Origin of the sequence: Streptomyces sp. NPDC059355 (genome assembly GCF_042752335.1) — a bacterium.
GTDB lineage: Bacteria > Actinomycetota > Actinomycetes > Streptomycetales > Streptomycetaceae > Streptomyces.
In genome coordinates this window covers 24,095-41,098 of the sequence record NZ_JBHYXN010000034.1, presented here as the reverse complement: position 1 = coordinate 41,098, position 17,004 = coordinate 24,095, and the positions used below count along the sequence as shown (strand labels likewise).

General features: G+C 74.3%; 17 protein-coding genes. All 17 read left to right on the top strand.

The features are described 5' to 3' along the window. The first annotated feature begins 46 nt into the window (after positions 1-46). On the top strand, positions 47-664 hold the full coding sequence (locus ACFXGI_RS27575; RefSeq protein WP_384712009.1) for a TetR/AcrR family transcriptional regulator: 618 nt from the start codon (positions 47-49) through the stop codon (positions 662-664). Between the two features lie 152 nt (positions 665-816). After that, on the top strand, positions 817-1,269 hold the full coding sequence (locus ACFXGI_RS27570) for a hypothetical protein (RefSeq protein WP_384712007.1): 453 nt from the start codon (positions 817-819) through the stop codon (positions 1,267-1,269). 196 nt (positions 1,270-1,465) lie between these two features. Next, the gene (locus ACFXGI_RS27565) at positions 1,466-1,816 is read left to right on the top strand and encodes a VOC family protein (RefSeq protein WP_384712004.1); all 351 of its coding nucleotides are present in this window, start codon (positions 1,466-1,468) and stop codon (positions 1,814-1,816) included. A gap of 262 nt (positions 1,817-2,078) precedes the next feature. Then, positions 2,079-2,759, top strand: a complete 681-nt coding sequence (locus tag ACFXGI_RS27560; protein ID WP_384712001.1) for an IS5 family transposase — start codon at positions 2,079-2,081, stop codon at positions 2,757-2,759. A gap of 59 nt (positions 2,760-2,818) precedes the next feature. Next, a complete protein-coding gene (locus ACFXGI_RS27555; protein WP_384711998.1) occupies positions 2,819-5,848 on the top strand; it encodes an AAA family ATPase in 3,030 nt (1,009 codons plus the stop codon). A gap of 351 nt (positions 5,849-6,199) precedes the next feature. Beyond that, entirely contained in the window at positions 6,200-9,100 is a 2,901-nt protein-coding gene (lanL, locus tag ACFXGI_RS27550) for a class IV lanthionine synthetase LanL (RefSeq protein ID WP_384711995.1), read from the top strand. Further along, positions 9,097-10,941, top strand: a complete 1,845-nt coding sequence (locus ACFXGI_RS27545) for an alpha/beta hydrolase family protein (RefSeq protein WP_384711993.1) — start codon at positions 9,097-9,099, stop codon at positions 10,939-10,941. The genes lanL and ACFXGI_RS27545 overlap by 4 nt, the downstream gene beginning before the upstream one ends. Further along, positions 10,941-11,063 carry an ALQxL family class IV lanthipeptide gene (locus ACFXGI_RS27540; protein ID WP_384711990.1) on the top strand — a complete coding sequence of 41 codons (123 nt, stop codon included), beginning with the start codon at positions 10,941-10,943 and terminating at the stop codon, positions 11,061-11,063. The genes ACFXGI_RS27545 and ACFXGI_RS27540 overlap by 1 nt, the downstream gene beginning before the upstream one ends. A gap of 99 nt (positions 11,064-11,162) precedes the next feature. Continuing rightward, positions 11,163-11,279 (top strand): ALQxL family class IV lanthipeptide, encoded by a 117-nt coding sequence (locus tag ACFXGI_RS27535; protein ID WP_384711987.1) that lies wholly within the window; start codon positions 11,163-11,165, stop codon positions 11,277-11,279. A 65-nt stretch (positions 11,280-11,344) separates the two neighbouring features. After that, a complete protein-coding gene (locus tag ACFXGI_RS27530) occupies positions 11,345-11,458 on the top strand; it encodes an ALQxL family class IV lanthipeptide (protein WP_384711984.1) in 114 nt (37 codons plus the stop codon). A gap of 70 nt (positions 11,459-11,528) precedes the next feature. Continuing rightward, positions 11,529-11,645 (top strand): ALQxL family class IV lanthipeptide, encoded by a 117-nt coding sequence (locus ACFXGI_RS27525; protein WP_384711981.1) that lies wholly within the window; start codon positions 11,529-11,531, stop codon positions 11,643-11,645. A gap of 65 nt (positions 11,646-11,710) precedes the next feature. After that, positions 11,711-11,827: an ALQxL family class IV lanthipeptide gene (locus tag ACFXGI_RS27520; RefSeq protein WP_384711978.1), complete on the top strand. Its 117-nt coding sequence runs from the start codon at positions 11,711-11,713 to the stop codon at positions 11,825-11,827. A 65-nt stretch (positions 11,828-11,892) separates the two neighbouring features. After that, positions 11,893-12,009, top strand: a complete 117-nt coding sequence (locus ACFXGI_RS27515; protein WP_384711975.1) for an ALQxL family class IV lanthipeptide — start codon at positions 11,893-11,895, stop codon at positions 12,007-12,009. Positions 12,010-12,185: 176 nt separating this feature from the next. Beyond that, positions 12,186-12,305 carry an ALQxL family class IV lanthipeptide gene (locus ACFXGI_RS27510; RefSeq protein WP_384711972.1) on the top strand — a complete coding sequence of 40 codons (120 nt, stop codon included), beginning with the start codon at positions 12,186-12,188 and terminating at the stop codon, positions 12,303-12,305. Then, positions 12,298-14,097: an ABC transporter ATP-binding protein gene (locus ACFXGI_RS27505; RefSeq protein WP_384711969.1), complete on the top strand. Its 1,800-nt coding sequence runs from the start codon at positions 12,298-12,300 to the stop codon at positions 14,095-14,097. Before ACFXGI_RS27510 ends, ACFXGI_RS27505 begins: the two co-directional genes overlap by 8 nt. Positions 14,098-14,099: 2 nt before the next feature. After that, positions 14,100-15,935 carry an ATP-binding cassette domain-containing protein gene (locus ACFXGI_RS27500; RefSeq protein WP_384711966.1) on the top strand — a complete coding sequence of 612 codons (1,836 nt, stop codon included), beginning with the start codon at positions 14,100-14,102 and terminating at the stop codon, positions 15,933-15,935. Positions 15,936-16,051: 116 nt separating this feature from the next. After that, positions 16,052-16,996 carry a prenyltransferase/squalene oxidase repeat-containing protein gene (locus ACFXGI_RS27495; RefSeq protein ID WP_384711963.1) on the top strand — a complete coding sequence of 315 codons (945 nt, stop codon included), beginning with the start codon at positions 16,052-16,054 and terminating at the stop codon, positions 16,994-16,996. The last annotated feature ends 8 nt before the right edge of the window (positions 16,997-17,004 follow it).

The following is a 17,004-nucleotide window of genomic DNA, read 5'->3' as shown; positions in this document are numbered from 1 at the left end:
ATGTTACCAATGGACACATAGTTTCCATTGGCAACATTTGGGTATCATGGCCGGTATGCAGGAGCGCGGCTATCACCACGGCAATCTGAGGACGGCTCTACTGGAGGAGGCGGAGCGCTCGGTCATCGAGAACGGCGTCGGCGCCCTGTCCCTGCGCGAGCTCTCCCGGGGGCTCGGAGTCAGCCACACCGCGCCACGGCGGCACTTCCCCGACCGGGCGGCGCTGCTCGACGCGCTGGCGCAGCGCGGGTTCGACACCCTCGCGCTGCGTCTGGCGGAGGCGATCTCCGCTGCCGGACCGTCGTTCGAGGACAGGCTCCGGGCGATCGCCCGCACCTACATCGCTTACGCGCAGGGGCGGATGCCGCTCGTGGAGCTCATGTACGCGAGCAAGCACGGCGCGGAGACCCTCGGGGCCCCAGGTGCCGCACGTGCCGCGTACGCCGTCCCCTACGCGGTGATCGAGGAAGCCCACCGTGCGGGCGAGCTCGCCGACGGGCTGGGCGCACAGGACGCGGCCCGTCTCGTCTTCGCGACCGTCCACGGACTCGCCGTTCTGCTCAGTACGGGCATGATCCCCTCCGCCCATGCCCCGAACATCGTGGACACCTCGGTCAACGGGCTCATGGGGGGTCTGGGCTCCCGCTCCGCACGGAACGCCTGACCGACCTGGTATGAGCGCGCTCGCACGCCGGGCGGCGGCGCCGTGATGCTGAAACCTCGACCGGGGCGAACTCGGGCTGCCGGGCCGCCCTGGCGGGCTGCCGATATCCTGGGACCGAGATCGGGGGCTTTCCTCATCCGGAAGGCAGCACCATGCGGCGTCGACACCTCATGCTCTTCGCAGCCCCGCTCCTCGCCTCCTCGGTGGCCCTCGCCCCCGGCCACGCGGCGCAGGCCGCAACCGACGGGCCGAGCGGGGTCAAGCAGGCCGTGAAGGTCACCAAAGTCGAAGTGGTCACCCTGCTGAAGGCGGGCGAGACCGTCGAGTGCAACGGCACTCCCGTGGCCATGGCCTTCGACGGAAAGATCACGGCGACCGGCCCGGGCACCGTCCGCTACCACTGGACCGTGAACACCAGCCGCACCCGGGTCTCCCCGGGATCCCTCGCCTTCGGCGCGAGCACCTCCACCAAAGTCGTCCTTCAGGTCGTGGACATGCCGGCGCCCAGAAACGCCAAGGCGGTGACTGGATACGTCACGCTCCACCTGCCGGACCAGAAGAAGAGCGTCCGCAGCGAACAGGTGACGTTCCCCTGCAAGAAGTGAGCGTACGTCGCCCATCACTGGGACCGGGTTCCTCCTCCCCCGCTGACGAGCGAGGAGAACATCCCCAGGACTGCGTCTCGGAGGGGTGGCCGGCCTTCGCCACCGACGCGAGAGCGCCGGCACCCTTTGCTCCCGTGCGACGCGGACGGTGTGTTCCGCCCGGTCTTCGGGACGCCGGGACGTAGAGTCGCGAGACGTGATCAACGGAGCGCACGTCATCCTCCACAGCCGCGATGCAGAAGCGGACCGCGCCTTCCTGCGGGACATTCTCGGCGCGAAGAGCGTCGATGCCGGCGGCGGCTGGCTCATCATCCAGTTGCCGCCCGCCGAGGTCGCTGTCCATCCGACGGACGCGGACCAGAAGCACGAGCTCTACTTCATGTGCGACGACGTCGAGGCGACCGTTGCCGGGCTGGCAGAGCAGGGCGTGGAGTTCACGGCGCCGCTCAGTGAGCAGCGATGGGGCAGGCTCATCACCTTCCGGCTGCCCGGCGGCGGTGAACTGGGGCTGTACGAGCCTCTACATCCGACCGCGTACGACCTGTAGCCGCGGTCGTGGCACGGTCGGCGTACGCCGCACGGCGGTCGACGAGGAGTTGCTCCGAACGGCCCGGGAGCCACTGCCCGACCCGAGCCGGCCCCCCCGTAGGCGCAGGACGCGATGAAGCCGGGGTGCCCTGACGGCATCCCGGCTTCATCGTCGACGGCGAGGAAAGCGGGGGGACTAGGGTCCGTCTTCAAATCATCGTTCGATGGTCGATCACGGTGTCGTGATTCACCGCCATGAACTGACCGACTCCGAATAAGAGTTGCTGGCTCCGCTGCCGGGTCGTCAACGGAATGGTCTACAAGATCCGGACTGTCCAGATCGACTCCACCATCGTCCGCACCCACCAGCACTCCGCCGCCACCGGCCGCAAAGGGGGAAGCATCGGACGGACGAACCGGACGATCACGCCCTCGGCCGATCCCGAGGAGGCCTGACCACCAAAATCCACCTCGTCTGCGACGGCCGCGGCCGGCCGCCGGCCCTACCGCTCACCCCGGGGCAACGACACGACGGCGTCTGCGCACAGCCTTTGCTCGAACGCATCCGAGTACCCCGCACCGGCCAGGGACGACCCCGCTGCCGACCGAACCACGTGATCGCCGACAAGGCCTACAGATCACGCGGATTCCGCGCCTACCTGCGACGACGCGGCATCGGACACACCATCCCGGAGAAGAACGACCAGAAGCAGCACCGCCGCAACCGCGGTCGACGAGGCGGCCGGCCCGCGGGTTTCGACCTCGAGATCTACCGCCGCCGCAACACCGTCGAACGCTGCTTCAACCAACTCGAAGGCTTCCGCGCCATCGCCACCCGCTACGAGAAGGCCGCGACCGGCCCCTCGGCCTCGACCGACAGGCGGTTGATTCCCCACTCGACAGGAGGGGCGACGGGAGCGATGATCAGCTTCAGTTCGGGGGGACGTACGGGCGTGACGTGAAGGTCTGGTGTCGCTCGTCTTGTTGGGCGGTCGGCACCGTGCCCGCGACATCAGGGGAGATGCCGGTGTTTCGAGCGGTGACGGATGCGGTGACGGTTGCGGGCGCGGCAGGCACGCCGAAGGGGCCGCTGATCGGGCGGGACGGCGAACTGGACCGGCTCACCCGGCTGTTGACCGAAGAGCGTCGGACAAGCAAGGTCGCGGTGGTCGAGGGCACGGCCGGCATCGGCAAGACCCGGCTGCTCGGGGCACTGGTCGAGCGGTCCGCGGCGGCGGGGCGCGAGGTGCTGCGGGGGGTGGCCACGCCGGCCGACACCGAGGTGCCGTACGGGCTGCTGATGCACGCCCTCTACCACACACCGGCGTTGGACCTGCTGGAGGAGTTCGCCGACCAGCCGGCCCCGGGGGCCTCCCAGCTCCACCGCAGGCACCGCCGCCTGCGGGACGCCCTGTTGGAGAACGCCGACCGCACACCGGTGCTCCTCGTCCTGGACGACCTCCAGTGGGCCGACGAGGAGTCCCTGCGACTGCTCGAACACGTCTTGCGCGGGCCGGCCGACCAGCGCCTCGGCCTCGTGCTGGCGCACCGCACGGGGGGCTGCCCGCCGTGGCTGGCGCGTGCCCTCGGGGACACCGCCGCGCTGCGGATCGCGCTCGGCCCGCTGGCCCCCGCCGACGCCGCCCTGCTCGTGCCAGGAGCCCCGCCCGCCCGGGAGCGCCAGCTCGTCGCGGCGGGCCGCGGCAACCCCCGCCAGCTGCGCGCCTTACATTCCCTGACGGCCGCCCTCCCGGCCGACCGGGCCGACGAGCTGGCGGGCGAGCTGGTCTCGGGGGACCCCCGCCCGGTGGGCCTCCTCGACGGCTGGTACCCGGACCCCGACCTGCTCGGCGAGTTCGACAGCCTGCCGGCCGGCGCCCGGGCGGTGCTGCAGGCCGCAGCCGTCGCCGGTGCGGAGTTCGACGCGGCGCTCGTCGCGGAGGTGGCCGTGCTGCCGGAGCGCCAGGTCGGCATCGCCCTCGACGAGCTGGCCGACCACGGCTGCGTGGTGGGAAGTGCCGGGTGGTACCGGTTCGGCAGGCCGCTGCTGGGCTCCGTCGGCTACCGTCTGGCGAGCCCCGCCTGGCGCGTCGAGGCGCACCGGCGGGCCGCCGCCCAACTCGACCGGCGCGGCGCCGCGCCCGGCGCCTGGGCCGCGCACGTCGAGCACCTGGCCCGCACGGCGTCCGGGGACGAGCTGGCCCGGCTCGTCGACATCGCCCGGGCGGAGTTGCACCAGGCGCCCGAGACCAGCATCCGGCGGCTGCGCACCGTGCTGCGGGTGCTCGCCGACCGGGCTGACCGTGTCCAGCTCCCGCGGGCCACGCTGCTGTTGGGCCGGGCCCTCACGGTCACCGGCCGGCTCGACGAAGCCGCCGAGATGCTGCGACCGCTGCTCTCCGGCCAGAGCGGTGGCTCGACGGCCGCAGCGGACCTCCTCGCGCTGGGCGAGCGGCTGCGCGGCCGGGGGGACCGCGCGTACCGACTGCTGAACGAGGTCGGCACCTGCGACGACACCCCGGCGGAACCGGGCACGGCCCCGCGCCGGTGGTCGCGTACGGCAGACCAGGCGGCCCGGGCGCAGGAGGCCGCGCACACCCGGCCCGGCGCCTCGGTGGAAACCGAAATCAGCCTGGCCAGACGCGACATGATGAACGGTCAGTGGGCGCGATGTCGGGGCCGACTGGACACCCTCGACATCCCGTCGGACCGCCCGGAACTCGCGGCGGCCGCCGATGCCCTCAGAAGCCTCAGCCTGATCGTCCAGGGGGACGTGCCGGGCGCCGTCGACGCGCTCGACTCGGCCGAGCGCAGCGCCGACTGCCTCACCGGGAGCGAACGGCTGAGGCTCCTCGGCGGTCTGCCCGACCTGTGCTGGGCGGAGATCCTGCTGGAGCGGCCGAACCAGTGCGCGCGCCGGGTCGAGGAGGCCCTCGCACTCGCGGAAGCCCACCGGCACCGCTACATGCTCCCCGAACTGCACGTCGTCCGGGCATCGCTGCTGACCGCGTCCGGGCCGATGGAGGACGCCCTGGCGGCGGCGGACACCGCACTGGAGCTGGCCAGGTCGCTCGGCACGACGGAGATGCTCGCGCCGGCCGCGGGCCTGCGGCTGCGGGCAATCCTGTACGGCGCCGGCCCCGAGGCCGCCGGGCCGGCGCTGGCTCTCCTGGAAGGCTGCCCGGAGCCGGAGACGTGGTTGTGGGCGGGCTTCATCCGGCACGTACGCGCCGAGGCCGGGATGGCCCTGGGACGTCCGCTGCCGCCGGCGGAGGGGGTACGGCTGCTCGTGTCCCCGGACGGGGAGCGGTCCGATCCGATGTGCGTCCACGGCCACGATCTCGCGGCCGAGTTCTGGGCCCGGACGGGGGACGCCGAGGCGATCGCCCGGCACGCCGCGCATGCGAATCGCGTCCCGGTGCCAGGGCTCGCGGTCTGCGGCGCGATCGCGCTGCTCGCCGACGCCCGGCTGGCGGCCGTCCGCGCCGAGCACGAGCGGGCTACGCAGCTCGCGAACCGGGCGGGCGACCAGCTGGCTGCGGCGGGGTGGCCCGTCAAGGCCGGGCTGGCGCACCTGGTCGCGGCACGCTCCGCCAGGAGCCTGGGGCGCGAGGAGGCGTTCGCCCGGGCGGTCCGCGCTGCGGAGGAGCAGTTCGAACGGGCCGGCGCGCACGCGCTGCGCAGCACGGCGGCGGAGCTGCGCGGCTCGCACCCGCTCGCACCGTCCCCCTCGTACTCCCCGCCCTCTCCGCACTCCCCGTCCTCGGGCGGCCCGGACGGCTACGGGCCCGGCCCCGCGGGACGTGGCGGGGAGGAACGCCCCGCGGACCGCGCGCCGTCCCTCCTGCGAGCCGCCGGCCCGGCGGACTCCGTCCTGTCCGCCCGGGAGCGCGAGATCGCGGACCTGGTCCTCGAAGGGCTCACCAACCAGAAGATCGCCGCCCGGCTGTTCGTCAGCGTCCGCACCGTGGAGACGCATCTGACGCGCGTCTACGGCAAGTTGGGCATCGCCCGGCGCGGGGCGCTCGCCCGGGCGCTGGACTCCGTCTGACCTGATCAGGCAGCAGCCCTGGGACCGCCGCACACGGTGCGGCACGCTTGTTCACCGGCCCCGGAGCCTTCCGCAGCACTGCGGGAGCGCCCCGGGGCCGACCCGTTTCGCGGTCCCTCGTACGGACGTTGCCGGGGACCCCGTACGTACGTGTCGTGGTTTCCCGCAGTCTCCCCGCGGCCTGCCCAATACGGGTTCGCCCTGCGGGAATCCACGATCTGTGGCGCCCACCCACCGCATTAGCGTCCCTCCTGTGCCCGGCAGACGCCGGGGAACACGGCCCCCCACCCACCGACGTGCCGGGGCGAGGTATGCCTCGCCGGCCGGCGGACGCGGTGACGCGGTGACGCGGTGACGCGGCCGGTGGAGCAGACGGACGGGAGACAGCTGGTGCAGCAGGTCGAAGGGTCGGGCGAGAAGGGCGCAACGGCCGGCACGGCGGACGGATTCCGTCTGCAGGGCCTGGCACGGGCGGTCCTCGCCGAGCACGGTGCACACGACTGGACGGTCACCGAGGACGACGTCTGGTGCCGGGTGATGCCGCCCGAGCGGGACGAGCGGATCCAGGGCTGGAAGCTGCACCTTTCCGCGACCCGGCTGTCGGCGCCCGAGGTGGTGCACCGCGCGGCGACCGTCCTGGTCGCGGCCGGCTGCGGCTTCAAGTTCGCCAAGAACATCGCGGTGGTCGAGGAGATGACCTCGGACCGCTACGACCGCGCCCAGTGCGGCAAGATCGTCACCTGCTACCCGTCGGACGACGAACAGCTGCGCCGGCTCGCCGCCGCCCTGGACGAGGCCACCGCCGGACTGCCCGGCCCGGCCATCCTCTCCGACCGCCGGCTGCGCCCGGGCAGCCTGGTGCACTACCGCTACGGCGTGTACGGCGGGGTGCCGGTGCTGACGAACGACGGCAGCCACCAGCTGCGGGTCCAGGCCCCGGACGGCACCACCACGGAGGACCTGCGCAAGCCGTGGTTCTGCCCGCCGGCCTGGGCCGTGTCGCCCTTCCCCGCGCAGTCGCCGGCCGCCCCGTCGGCCCCCAGGACGCCGGGGCCGGTCCTGCTCGCCGGCCGGTACGAGATCCGTGAGGCGATCCGGCACTCGGCCCGGGGCGGCATCTACCGGGCGCTCGACCACCGGACCGGAGCGGAAGTCGTGGTCAAGCAGGCCCGGGCGCACGTCGGCACCCGGGTGACCGGCGAGGACGCCCGCGACGCGCTGCGCCGCGAGTCCGCCGTACTGACGGAGCTCGACGGGATCGCCGCCGGGCACGTGGAGCTGTTCGACCTGGACGGCCACACCTTCCTCGTCCAGGAGTACCTGCCCGGGAGCACCCTCGCCCAGTGGGTGCAGGACGAGCTGGACCGCACCGACCGCACGGCGGGCCTCGAACCGGCACGGGTGGTGGAGACGGCCCGCCGGCTCGGCGCGCTGCTGGCCCAGGTACAGGACCGCGGGATGGTCTACCGGGACTTCACCCCGAACAACATCATCGTGGGGCCCGACGGCGGGCTGCTGCTGATCGACCCTGAGCTGGCGGTCCGGCCCGGGCAGTGGGCCACCCGCGGCTACACCGACGGGTTCGCCGCGCCCGAAGCGGTCCACGGGCCGCGGTTCGGCCCGGTGCCCGGCCCGGAGTCGGACCTCTACTCCCTCGGCGCGGTCCTCTTCTACCTGGCCGTGGGCGCCGCGCCCGCGTTCCCCAGGAGCCGGCCCGAACCGTCCTCACCCCGGCTGCAGCTCACCGGGCTGCTCACGATGAGCGGGGAGCGCAACCGGGCCGCCCGCCTGCTGGCGCCGGCCGTGCTCGGCCTGACCCATGAGGAGCCGGGAGCACGTTGGAGCCTCGCCCGGCTGGGCGAGTTCCTGGACGGGCTCGACGCCGACACCCCCATGGCGGCGCTGCCGGAGGTCGGCTCCGCCAACGACCGGCTCCAGGCGGCTGGTTCGCCCGGCGGCGGCGCGGACCGCTGCCTCCCCGCCGACCGGTACCTCCCCGCCGACCGGCTCGGCCCCGAGCTCCAGCAGCGTCTGGTCGACGACGGCCTGGCCCATCTGCTGGCCACCCTCCCGGAGCCGGGCGACGACGCCCCGCGCCTGTGGCCCAGTACCGGATTCGGCAGCAGCTCCGACGCCTGCAACGTGCAGCACGGCGCCGCCGGCGTGCTCGGCCTGCTGACCCTCGCGGACACCCACGCCGGCCCCGCCGGGGACCGCGACGGGCTGCGCGCCGCCCTGTCGCAGGTGGCCGGCTGGCTCGACCGGCGCCGCACCGACGTGTCGACGCTGCTGCCCGGGCTCTACTTCGGCCGCGCCGGCACCGCCTGGGCGCTGCACGACGCCGCCCGCCGCCTCGACGACCCGGAACTGGCCGAACGCGCGGCCGGGTTGGCCCTCGCCCTCCCCGTCCGCTGGCCCAACCCGGACGTCTGCCACGGCACCGCCGGCAGTGCGCTCACCCAGCTCCACCTGTGGCACGCCACCGGGCGCGAGGAGTTCCGCCGACGGGCGGCCGAGGCGGCGGACGACCTGCTGGCCGTCGCCGAGTACGACGGCGACCGGGTGTACTGGCCGGTCCCCAAGGACTTTGACTCGGCCCTCGCGGGCATCCGGCACCTCGGCTTCGCCCACGGCGTCGCCGGTGTCGGGTACACCCTGCTGGCCGCCGCCCGGGCCACCGGCGAGCGGAAGTACCTGGATGCCGCCGTCGACGCCGGCAACACCCTCGTCGCGGAGGCCGAACGAGGCCCGTGGGGGGCCCGCTGGCGCACCGACCGCGACGACGCCCCCGGCAGCGGGATGCTGTACCACTGGTGCAGCGGGGCGTCCGGTGTCGGTACGTTCCTCGTCCGGCTCTGGCAGGACACCCGGGACCCCGCCCATCTGCGTGCCGCCGAGGAGGCCGCGGTCGCGGTCCGCGGCGCGCGGTGGACCTCGCCGACCGCGGCCTGCCACGGCCTGGCCGGCAACGGCGAGTTCCTGCTCGACCTCGCCGACGCCGTCGGCGGACCGTACCGGGACTGGGCGCAGGAGCTGGCCGCGTCGCTGTACGCCCGGCACGCCGTCCGGGACGGCCGCCTGCTCATCGCGGACGAAAGCGGGACGGAGGTCACCGCCGACTGGAACGTCGGTCTGAGCGGCGTCGTCGCCTTCCTGCTCCGGCTGCGGCACGGCGGTCCGCGGCCGTGGATGGCCGACGGACCGGTGTTCCCCCAGGGTGGGCCGGCCGACTGTACGCAGGTGCGGCCGTGAGCGCCCGTACCGCGGTCCTGCCTGCGGACGGCCGCCGGTCCGCGCCGACCGATGCGGAGGTGACGGTCCGCAGCAGCTTCCGGTTCTCGGCCGACGGCCTGCGGGCCGCGTGTGTGGCCACCGGCACCGACGGGCGCCACTTCGCCGAGGGCTGGCGCCTGGGTCCGGCCGGTCCCCGTCTCGACCTGCGCACGGAACTGGGCAGCGACCCCGCCTGGACCCAGCTGCTCCCCCTCGACGGCACGAACGTGCTGGCCTCCTGGCACGGGCGGGGCGGTGCGCAGTCGCTGGCCCGGCTGACCGCCGACGGGCACCGGGACACCGTCTCCGTGCCGGGCGGGCGTCCGCTGCGGCTGCTCCCGGCGCCCGAAGGGTCCGGCCTCCTGGCCCTCGGGGTGAGCGGCGGCGCGGCGCGCGATACGCTCGTCCACTCGGTGCGCGGGGACCGGCCCCGGTTCGAGGTGGCGGCCCGGGTGGCCGGCACGCTGCTCGGCGGGACCGTGCTCGGCCACCGGGTGCTGTTCACCCGACTGCTCGACGACGTCCCACGGCCGGTCGTGCTCGACCTCCGCGACGGCGGGCTCCGGGACCTGACGGCGCACGGCGGGCCGGCCCACGTGCTGGCCGCGGCCGCGGGACGGGTCCTGCTCGCCCGGCTGACCCCCGAGGGCAACCGGCTCGCGCTGGCGGACCTGGACAGTGACGCGCCGCTGCGCGCGGTCCACGGCGACACCGGTCTCCCCGGCACCGTCCACCCGCTCGCCCTGGACCCGGACGGCGACCGGCTGGCCCTGCTCACCACGTCCGGGGCCAGGTCGTTCCTCACCGTTCTCGACCCGTTCTCGGGCACCGCCCGTCAGATCGACATGCCGCCAGGAGACCTGCTGCCGTTCGCGGCGTGGACCGAGCACGGGCTGTGGCTGCCGCACTCCGACCCGGGCCGGCCGCGCACCTTCGGCTGGGTGCCACCCGCCGGTACCGCCCTCGAACTTCCCGAACCGGCGCGGCCCGGCCACCAGCCGGCCCGCCTGGAGACCTTCCCCGGCGCGGACGGCCCCGTCGAGGCCGTGCTGTACGGGCCCGACTGGCGCACCGCCCGGCAGGTCGTGCTGGCCCTGCACGGTGGCCCCAACAGCCGCTGGACCCTGGGCTTCGACCCGTTCCTGCAAGCGCTGGCCGCGGCCGGCCCGGCGGTGGTCGCGCTGAACCCGCGCGGCAGCACCGGCTACGGTGCCGCCCACACGCTGGCCATCAGCGGGGCGTGGGGCGGTCCCGACCTGGCCGACGTCACCGCCGTCGGACGCTTCCTGATCCGCGAGCGCGGTGCGGAGCGCGACCGGCCGGCTCTGTACGGGGTCAGCTACGGCGCCTTCCTGGCCGTGCTGGCAGCGGCGGCCGAGCCCGACGGCTGGACGGCCTGTGCGGCCGTGGCGCCGTTCCTGTCCGGTCCCCGGCTGCACGCCGATGGCTCGGCGCAGGTCCGCGGCATGGTCGAGCGACTGGACGGGCTGACCCCCGTACGGGACCGGCTCGGTCCGCGGGACGTGGAACGGTTGGCTCCCGCCCTGGCGGCGCCGCTGCTGCTCGTCCACGGCGCCCGCGACGACTCGGTGCCGGTCGGCCACTCACGGGCGCTGGCGGCACGGCTGACGTCCCTCGGCCGCCGCCCCGGCACCGACTTCCACTACCTCGAACTTCCCGACCGCGGCCACGCCGTGCTCGGGACCGGAACCGCCGATCCGGTCGTCGCATCGGTCGTGCGGTTCCTCACCGGGCAGGGCCGTCCCGCCCCGCCCGGGTCCGTACCGGCACCACCGGACACGAAGGGAGGTGATCAGTGATGGAGCTCGATCTCGACGCCCTGCAGCAGCTTCCCGCCGAGGAGGAGCAGGCCGGCGTCTGCCGCTACACCTGCTGCGTTTCGAGGATGGGAACCGGAACCGGGGAGACCACCGAGGCGTGAGGCAGGTCCGCTGAAGCGGACCCGGCGTCCCGTCCCCGCGGCGCCCCTCCCCCGGGACACCCCCGCACCCCGCCACCCCCTGGAAGGAGGTGATCACCCATGGAGCTCGATCTCGACGCGCTGCAGCAGCTTCCCGCAGAGGAGGAGCAGACGACCATCTGCCGCATCTCCTGCAAGGTCAGCTGCGACATCACCTGCACCGCCACCGGCGCGTAGGTCCCGCACCACCCCACGGACGGCGAACCCGCCGACCACAGCCCCGTTCGGAAAGGAACACCGTCATGGAACTCGACCTCGACGCCCTGCAGCAGCTGCCCGCCGAGGAGCAGCAGGCCGGCGTCTGCGGCCACACCTGCAAGGTGACCTGCCCTTACACCCAGCCCGACGCGTCGTGACGGCGGTCCGGTGAACCGGACCTCCCCGCGGCACCCCATCCGACCCCTTGAAGGAAGAAGGAGATCAACCATGGAACTCGACCTCGACGCCCTGCAGCAGCTGCCCGCCGAAGAGGAGCAGGCCGGCATCTGCGGCTACTCCTGCCGGGTCTCCTGCAAGAACACCTGCGGCATCACCGGCGCGTAAGTCCCGCACGACCACGCGGACGGCGAACCCGCCGACCGGAGCCCCCTTCGGAGAGGAACACCGTCATGGAGCTCGACCTGGACGCCCTGCAGCAGCTGCCCACCGAGGAGGAGCAGACGACCATCTGCCGCATCTCCTGCAAGGTCAGCTGCAAGGCCACCTGCACCGCCACCGGCGCGTAAGTCCCGCACCACCCCACGGACGGCGAACCCGCCGACCACACCCCCTTTCAGAGAGGAACACCGTCATGGAACTCGACCTCGACGCCCTGCAGCAGCTGCCCGCCGAAGAGGAGCAGGCCGGCGTCTGCGGCTACTCCTGCCGCATCTCCTGCCCGAACACCTGCGGCATCACCGGCGCCTAGCGGCCGGCGGGAGGGCCCGGGCGCAACCGGGAGCCGGATCGGCGGCCGCGACCGCCGCGGCCGCCGGGTGCGGCACGCCGACCCGGCCGGGCCTTGCCCACCGCAGTCCCGCCGCCGGGCTGCCCCGCACGCGGGGGCAGTCCGGCGGCCGTCAACTCCCCGAGAGGAGAACCGCCATGGAGATCGACCCCGACGCCCTGCAGCTCCTGCCCACGCCGCACCTGTCGGCCCACGAGCGCTGCGCCCAGACCTGCCGCATCTCGTGCCCGGCGACGACCGGCTCCACCGGTGACTGAGCACCGCACCGGCGCCCCCGCACCGGCCGCCGGGCCCGGGGAACGCACTGCCCCGGCCCGGCGGCCGGTCCGCGACGCCCTGGCACCCGTACGGCTGCGGCTGGTCGCCCTGGCCTTCCTCCTGGCGGTCCGGATCTCGGTCGGCATCGCCCTGCCGGCCCTCCTCGCCACCGCGGTCGGCGCCGTGCTCGACGGCACCGGCGTCCGCGGCCCGGCCGCCCTCCTGGCGGTGGTGCTGGCCGTCGGCGGGCTCTGCGAGGCGGCCGCCGGACCGCTGGCCGCGTCCGCGAACGCCACCGGCACCCACCGGCTTCGCATGCTGACGATCCGCCACCTCCTCTCGCTGGGCCCCCGGTCACCGCACGCGGTGGGTGACGCGGTCACCCAGGTCGTGCAGTCGGCGCCGATGGCCGCGGGCCTGCCCGCCCGTGCCGCCGAGAGCGCGATCTCGCTCCTGGGCTCGGTGGCGGCCCTGGCCGCCCTCTGGTGGACGAACTGGCAGGCCGGGCTGGCCTTCACCCTGGCCATGCCGTTGACAGTACTGATCGCCCAGCGCTTCATGAAGGAGGCGGGCCGGGCCCAGGAGAACTACCTCGGGGCCCAGTCCCGCATCGCCGACGGGCTGGTGGCCGCGCTCACCGGCGTGCGCACCATCCGGGCCGCGGGCACCCTCGCCACGGAGACCGACCGCGTCCTCGAACCGCTGCCCGAACTCTCCGCCGCCGGACGTGCGATGTGGCGCACCGAGCGGGACGTCGTGTGGCGCCTGGGACTCCTGTTGCCGCTCACGGACGTGCTGGTCCTGGCGGTGGCCGGCCTCGCGGTGGCGGACGGACGGCTCAGCGCGGCGGGCCTGCTGGCCGTCTCCGGATACCTGGCCTTGGCCTCCGGCATGGTCGACCAGATCGACGTCCTGCTCGGGATCGCCCAGGCCCGGGCCGGTGCCCGCCGGCTCGACGCGGTGTTCCGGCACGAGCCGCCCGCCGGGGGCACGGCAGGCTCCATGCCCACGGACGGCGCCGTACGGCTGCGGGCCGTCACCGTCCGCCGCGCCGGTGAACCCGTGCTGGACCAGCTGGATCTGGACCTGCCCGCCGGCGCCGCCGTCGCCCTGGTCGGCCGTACCGGCGCGGGCAAGAGCGTGCTCGCCGGCCTGCTCGGCCGGCTCACCGACCCCGACGAGGGAGAGATCTCGATCGGCGGCGTCCCGGTGCGCGACCTGCCCCTGGACCGGCTCCGCACCCTGGTCGTGCACGCCTTCGAACGACCGGAGCTGTACGGGCGAACGGTCCACGAGGCGATCTCCTTCGGCCGCCCCGGCATCAGCCGCGAGGACGTGGTCCACGCCGCCCGAGCCGCACAGGCCGACCGGTTCGTGCGACGGCTCCCGGACGGCTACGACACCCCGCTGGACGAGACCCCGATGTCCGGCGGCGAACGCCAACGGCTCGGCCTTGCAAGGGCGTTGATCCGTCCGGCGCTGGTGCACGTCCTGGACGACGCCACCTCGGGCCTGGACACCGCGACCGAAGCCGAGGTCAGCCGCTCCGTCACCGAGCTGCTGGCCGGCCGCACCAGGCTCGTGGTGGCCCACCGCGCCGCCACCGCCGCCCGCTGCGACCTCGTCGCATGGCTCGACGGCGGCCGGATCCGGGCCTTCGGCCCGCACGGCCGACTCTGGGCGAACCCCGAGTACCGGGCGGTCTTCGGCCCGGCCGGCGCGCCCGGACCCCTCGCCGACCGGGATCCCACGAAGAAGGAGGAGGAGCGGTGTCGCGTCGAACACCGATGAGGATGGACTTCGGACTCAGCGCCCCCGCAGCGCGACTGCTCGCCGACGGGCTGCGCGGCGGCGGGGGACCGCTGCGGCGGATCGCCGGCTGGTCGGCCCTGGAGGCCGCCCCCGCGCTGGCCTCCGGCTGGGTGACCGCGGCCGCCCTCGACCGCGGGTTCCTGGCCGGCCGGACGAGCGTCGGCCTGGCCTGGATCGCCCTGCTGGCCGGGTTGTTCCTCGCCCGGGCGGCCGCCGAGCGCGCCCTGTTCACCCCCCTGTCCGAGGTCGTCGAGAGCCTGCGGGACACCTTGGTGCGCCGTGTGGTGCGCGGAGTGCTGGAGCGGGCCACCACCGGCGGGCGCGGCGGCGGCTCAGCGGCCGTCGCCCAACTGAACGGCCAGGTGGACACCGTCCGCAACCTGACCGGGACACTGCTGCGGACCGCCCGGCCGCTGAGCGTGTCGCTGCTCGCCGCCGTGATCGGACTGGCCGCGCTCGACCCGCTGCTCGCCGTTCTCGTACTGGCCCCTCTGGTCCCGGCGTTGACGGTGTTCCTCTGGTCGATGCGCCGGCTGACGGCGCGCCGCCGGCTGCTCGTCCTCGCCGAGGAGAAGGTCGCGGGCCACGCCGGGGCGGCGCTCGGCGCATCCCGCGACATCACGGCGCTGGCGGCCGAGCCGCACGCCGCTTCGCTCGTGGAACAGGAAGTGGCCGGGGCCGCCAAGGCTCAGGTCGCCGTCGGGCTGGCGGCTTCGCTACGCGTTCCCGTGGTCCTGCTCGGCGGACAACTGCCGCTGCTGCTCCTGCTGCTGGCCGGACCCGGCTTGGTGGCGCACGGGTCGGTCAGCCCCGGGGCCGTGGTCGGCGCGGCCACCTATGTGGCGGCCCACCTGCTCCCGGCCCTGCAGATGCTGGCCGGCGCGGTTTCCGGGTACTGGAGCCAGCTGGGCGTGGTGCTCCACCGGCTGGCCGAGGCGGCCACGGTGCCGGAACCCTCTGCCCAACAGGCCGCGGCGGACCGGCCTTCCGGGGCGTCCCGGTCCTCCGCACCACCGGAGGCGGTGCCGGCGGCCCGGTGGCGTGGGGCCGCCCCGGACCTTTCGGTGCGGGATCTCGACTTCGCGTACGGTCCGCACGCCGAGCCCGTGCTGCGCCGGCTCAGCCTGGACGTCCCGTTCGGCGACCACCTCGCCGTCGTCGGCCCGAGCGGCATCGGCAAGTCCACCCTCGCGGCGCTGCTCGCCGGGATCATCCCCCCGACCTCCGGCACGGTGGGCCTCGACGGCCGCCCGGTGACGGACCTCGATGAGGCACTGCGCTGCCGGCTGTTCGCCCTCGTCCCGCAGGAGGCGTACGTCTTCCCCGGCACGGTCGCCGCCAACCTGGCCTATCTGGCCCCCGATGCCGGACCGGCCCGGCTGGAGCGCTCCGCCGCGGCGGTCGGGCTGACCCGGGTGATCGACCGGCTCGGCGGGCTCGATGCCCGACTGCGCTCTCCGGCCACCGAACTCTCCAGCGGAGAGAGGCAGTTGTTCGCTCTGGCCCGGGTCCATGCGTGCGCCGCCCCCGTGGTGGTCCTCGACGAGGCGACCTGCCACCTGGACCCGGTTGCCGAGGAGCGGGCGGAGGCCGCCTTCGCCGCGCGCCCCGGTACCCTCGTCGTCATCGCCCACCGGCTCGTCTCGGCCACCCGGGCCCGCCGGGTCCTGCTGCTCGACGGCGACCGGACGGCCTTGGGCACCCATGCCGAACTCCTCGTACGCAGCCCCCATTACGCAGAGCTCGTCGGCCACTGGGCGGGCACGACGCCGGCCGGCCTCGACGCCCGTGAGCAGGAGGTGGCAGGGCGCGGGTGAGTCGGGCCGGCCGAGGCCGGCGTACGAACCGTTCAAGATCAAGATTGGTCTGCCGGTTGAACGGCGACGTCGTGGGACCGGCCGTCCCTGAGCCGGCGGACGGTTCCTTCTACGGCATGCCGTTGGTCACCGGGATCCCGCACCTGGCGCAGACCCGTGTCGCCCCCGGCCTTGCGGTCACCCGGCGCTGTCGTGACCATCTGCTGGCGAGCCAGCAGATGGACGGCACGTGGCGCTTCCCGATCAGCGAGGTGTGGGACACAGGCCTGATGGTGCGCGCGTTTCGCGGCCACCCCGGTTTCGAGACGGGCGCGCCGGCCGGTGCGATGGAGTTCCTGGTTTCGGCTCAAAATGGGGACGGCGGCTGGAGCTGCACGGCCCCGCTCGATACCGACAACGACACCACGGGCAACACCCTCCTCGCCCTGGCCGGCACCCCGTGGATCGGCCGTGTCAGCGCTGCCGCTGCCGGCTATGCCCGCGCCCATCAGACGCCCCAAGGACTGTGGACCACCTGGCAGTCCAGTGACGACACCCCCGTACCCGATGTCGTCGCCCACATGGTCGCGGGCGTCAGCGCGGTCGCTCTGCCCGGGATCGACCTCGGTCCGGCCTATCGCTGGCTGGCCGAACTGGGCGCACAGGGCCGCCGGGAATCCGACTGGTACATCCCGCCCGCTTACAGTGCGGCGAAGATGGGCCCTGCCGTCGCCTCCCCCGCCGCCCGTCGCGCCGCGCTGGTCGAACTTCTGGCAACACAGCGGGCCGAGGGCGGCTGGCCCCGCATACCGGGTGAACCGTACTCCAGCCCCACGGCAACGGGCCTGGCCCTCTCGGCCCTGACCGCCGGCGGGCACATTGTCCCCGATACGGCTCTGGAACAGGCGGTCCGTTTCCTCATCGACACCCAGACCCACGACGGCACCTGGAGCGACCTGCCCGTGATGTACGGGCCCAGGCCCTTCCTCACCGTCACCGCCACCCACGTCCACGCCCTCCCCGCCCGCGGACTGCGCGACGCGCTGCTGCCGGCCCAGGACGGCACCGGAGCAGGCCGATGAACCCTACG

Bases quoted from the DNA above. Each gene is read 5' to 3' on its own strand.
- ACFXGI_RS27575 (WP_384712009.1), top strand. From the start codon at position 47: ATGGCCGGTATGCAGGAGCGCGGCTATCACCACGGCAATCTGAGGACG.
- ACFXGI_RS27570 (WP_384712007.1), top strand. From the start codon at position 817: ATGCGGCGTCGACACCTCATGCTCTTCGCAGCCCCGCTCCTCGCCTCC.
- ACFXGI_RS27555 (WP_384711998.1), top strand. From the start codon at position 2,819: ATGCCGGTGTTTCGAGCGGTGACGGATGCGGTGACGGTTGCGGGCGCG.
- ACFXGI_RS27540 (WP_384711990.1), top strand. From the start codon at position 10,941: ATGGAGCTCGATCTCGACGCCCTGCAGCAGCTTCCCGCCGAGGAGGAG.
- ACFXGI_RS27535 (WP_384711987.1), top strand. From the start codon at position 11,163: ATGGAGCTCGATCTCGACGCGCTGCAGCAGCTTCCCGCAGAGGAGGAG.
- ACFXGI_RS27530 (WP_384711984.1), top strand. From the start codon at position 11,345: ATGGAACTCGACCTCGACGCCCTGCAGCAGCTGCCCGCCGAGGAGCAG.
- ACFXGI_RS27525 (WP_384711981.1), top strand. From the start codon at position 11,529: ATGGAACTCGACCTCGACGCCCTGCAGCAGCTGCCCGCCGAAGAGGAG.
- ACFXGI_RS27520 (WP_384711978.1), top strand. From the start codon at position 11,711: ATGGAGCTCGACCTGGACGCCCTGCAGCAGCTGCCCACCGAGGAGGAG.
- ACFXGI_RS27515 (WP_384711975.1), top strand. From the start codon at position 11,893: ATGGAACTCGACCTCGACGCCCTGCAGCAGCTGCCCGCCGAAGAGGAG.
- ACFXGI_RS27510 (WP_384711972.1), top strand. From the start codon at position 12,186: ATGGAGATCGACCCCGACGCCCTGCAGCTCCTGCCCACGCCGCACCTG.
- ACFXGI_RS27500 (WP_384711966.1), top strand. From the start codon at position 14,100: ATGGACTTCGGACTCAGCGCCCCCGCAGCGCGACTGCTCGCCGACGGG.
- ACFXGI_RS27495 (WP_384711963.1), top strand. From the start codon at position 16,052: ATGCCGTTGGTCACCGGGATCCCGCACCTGGCGCAGACCCGTGTCGCC.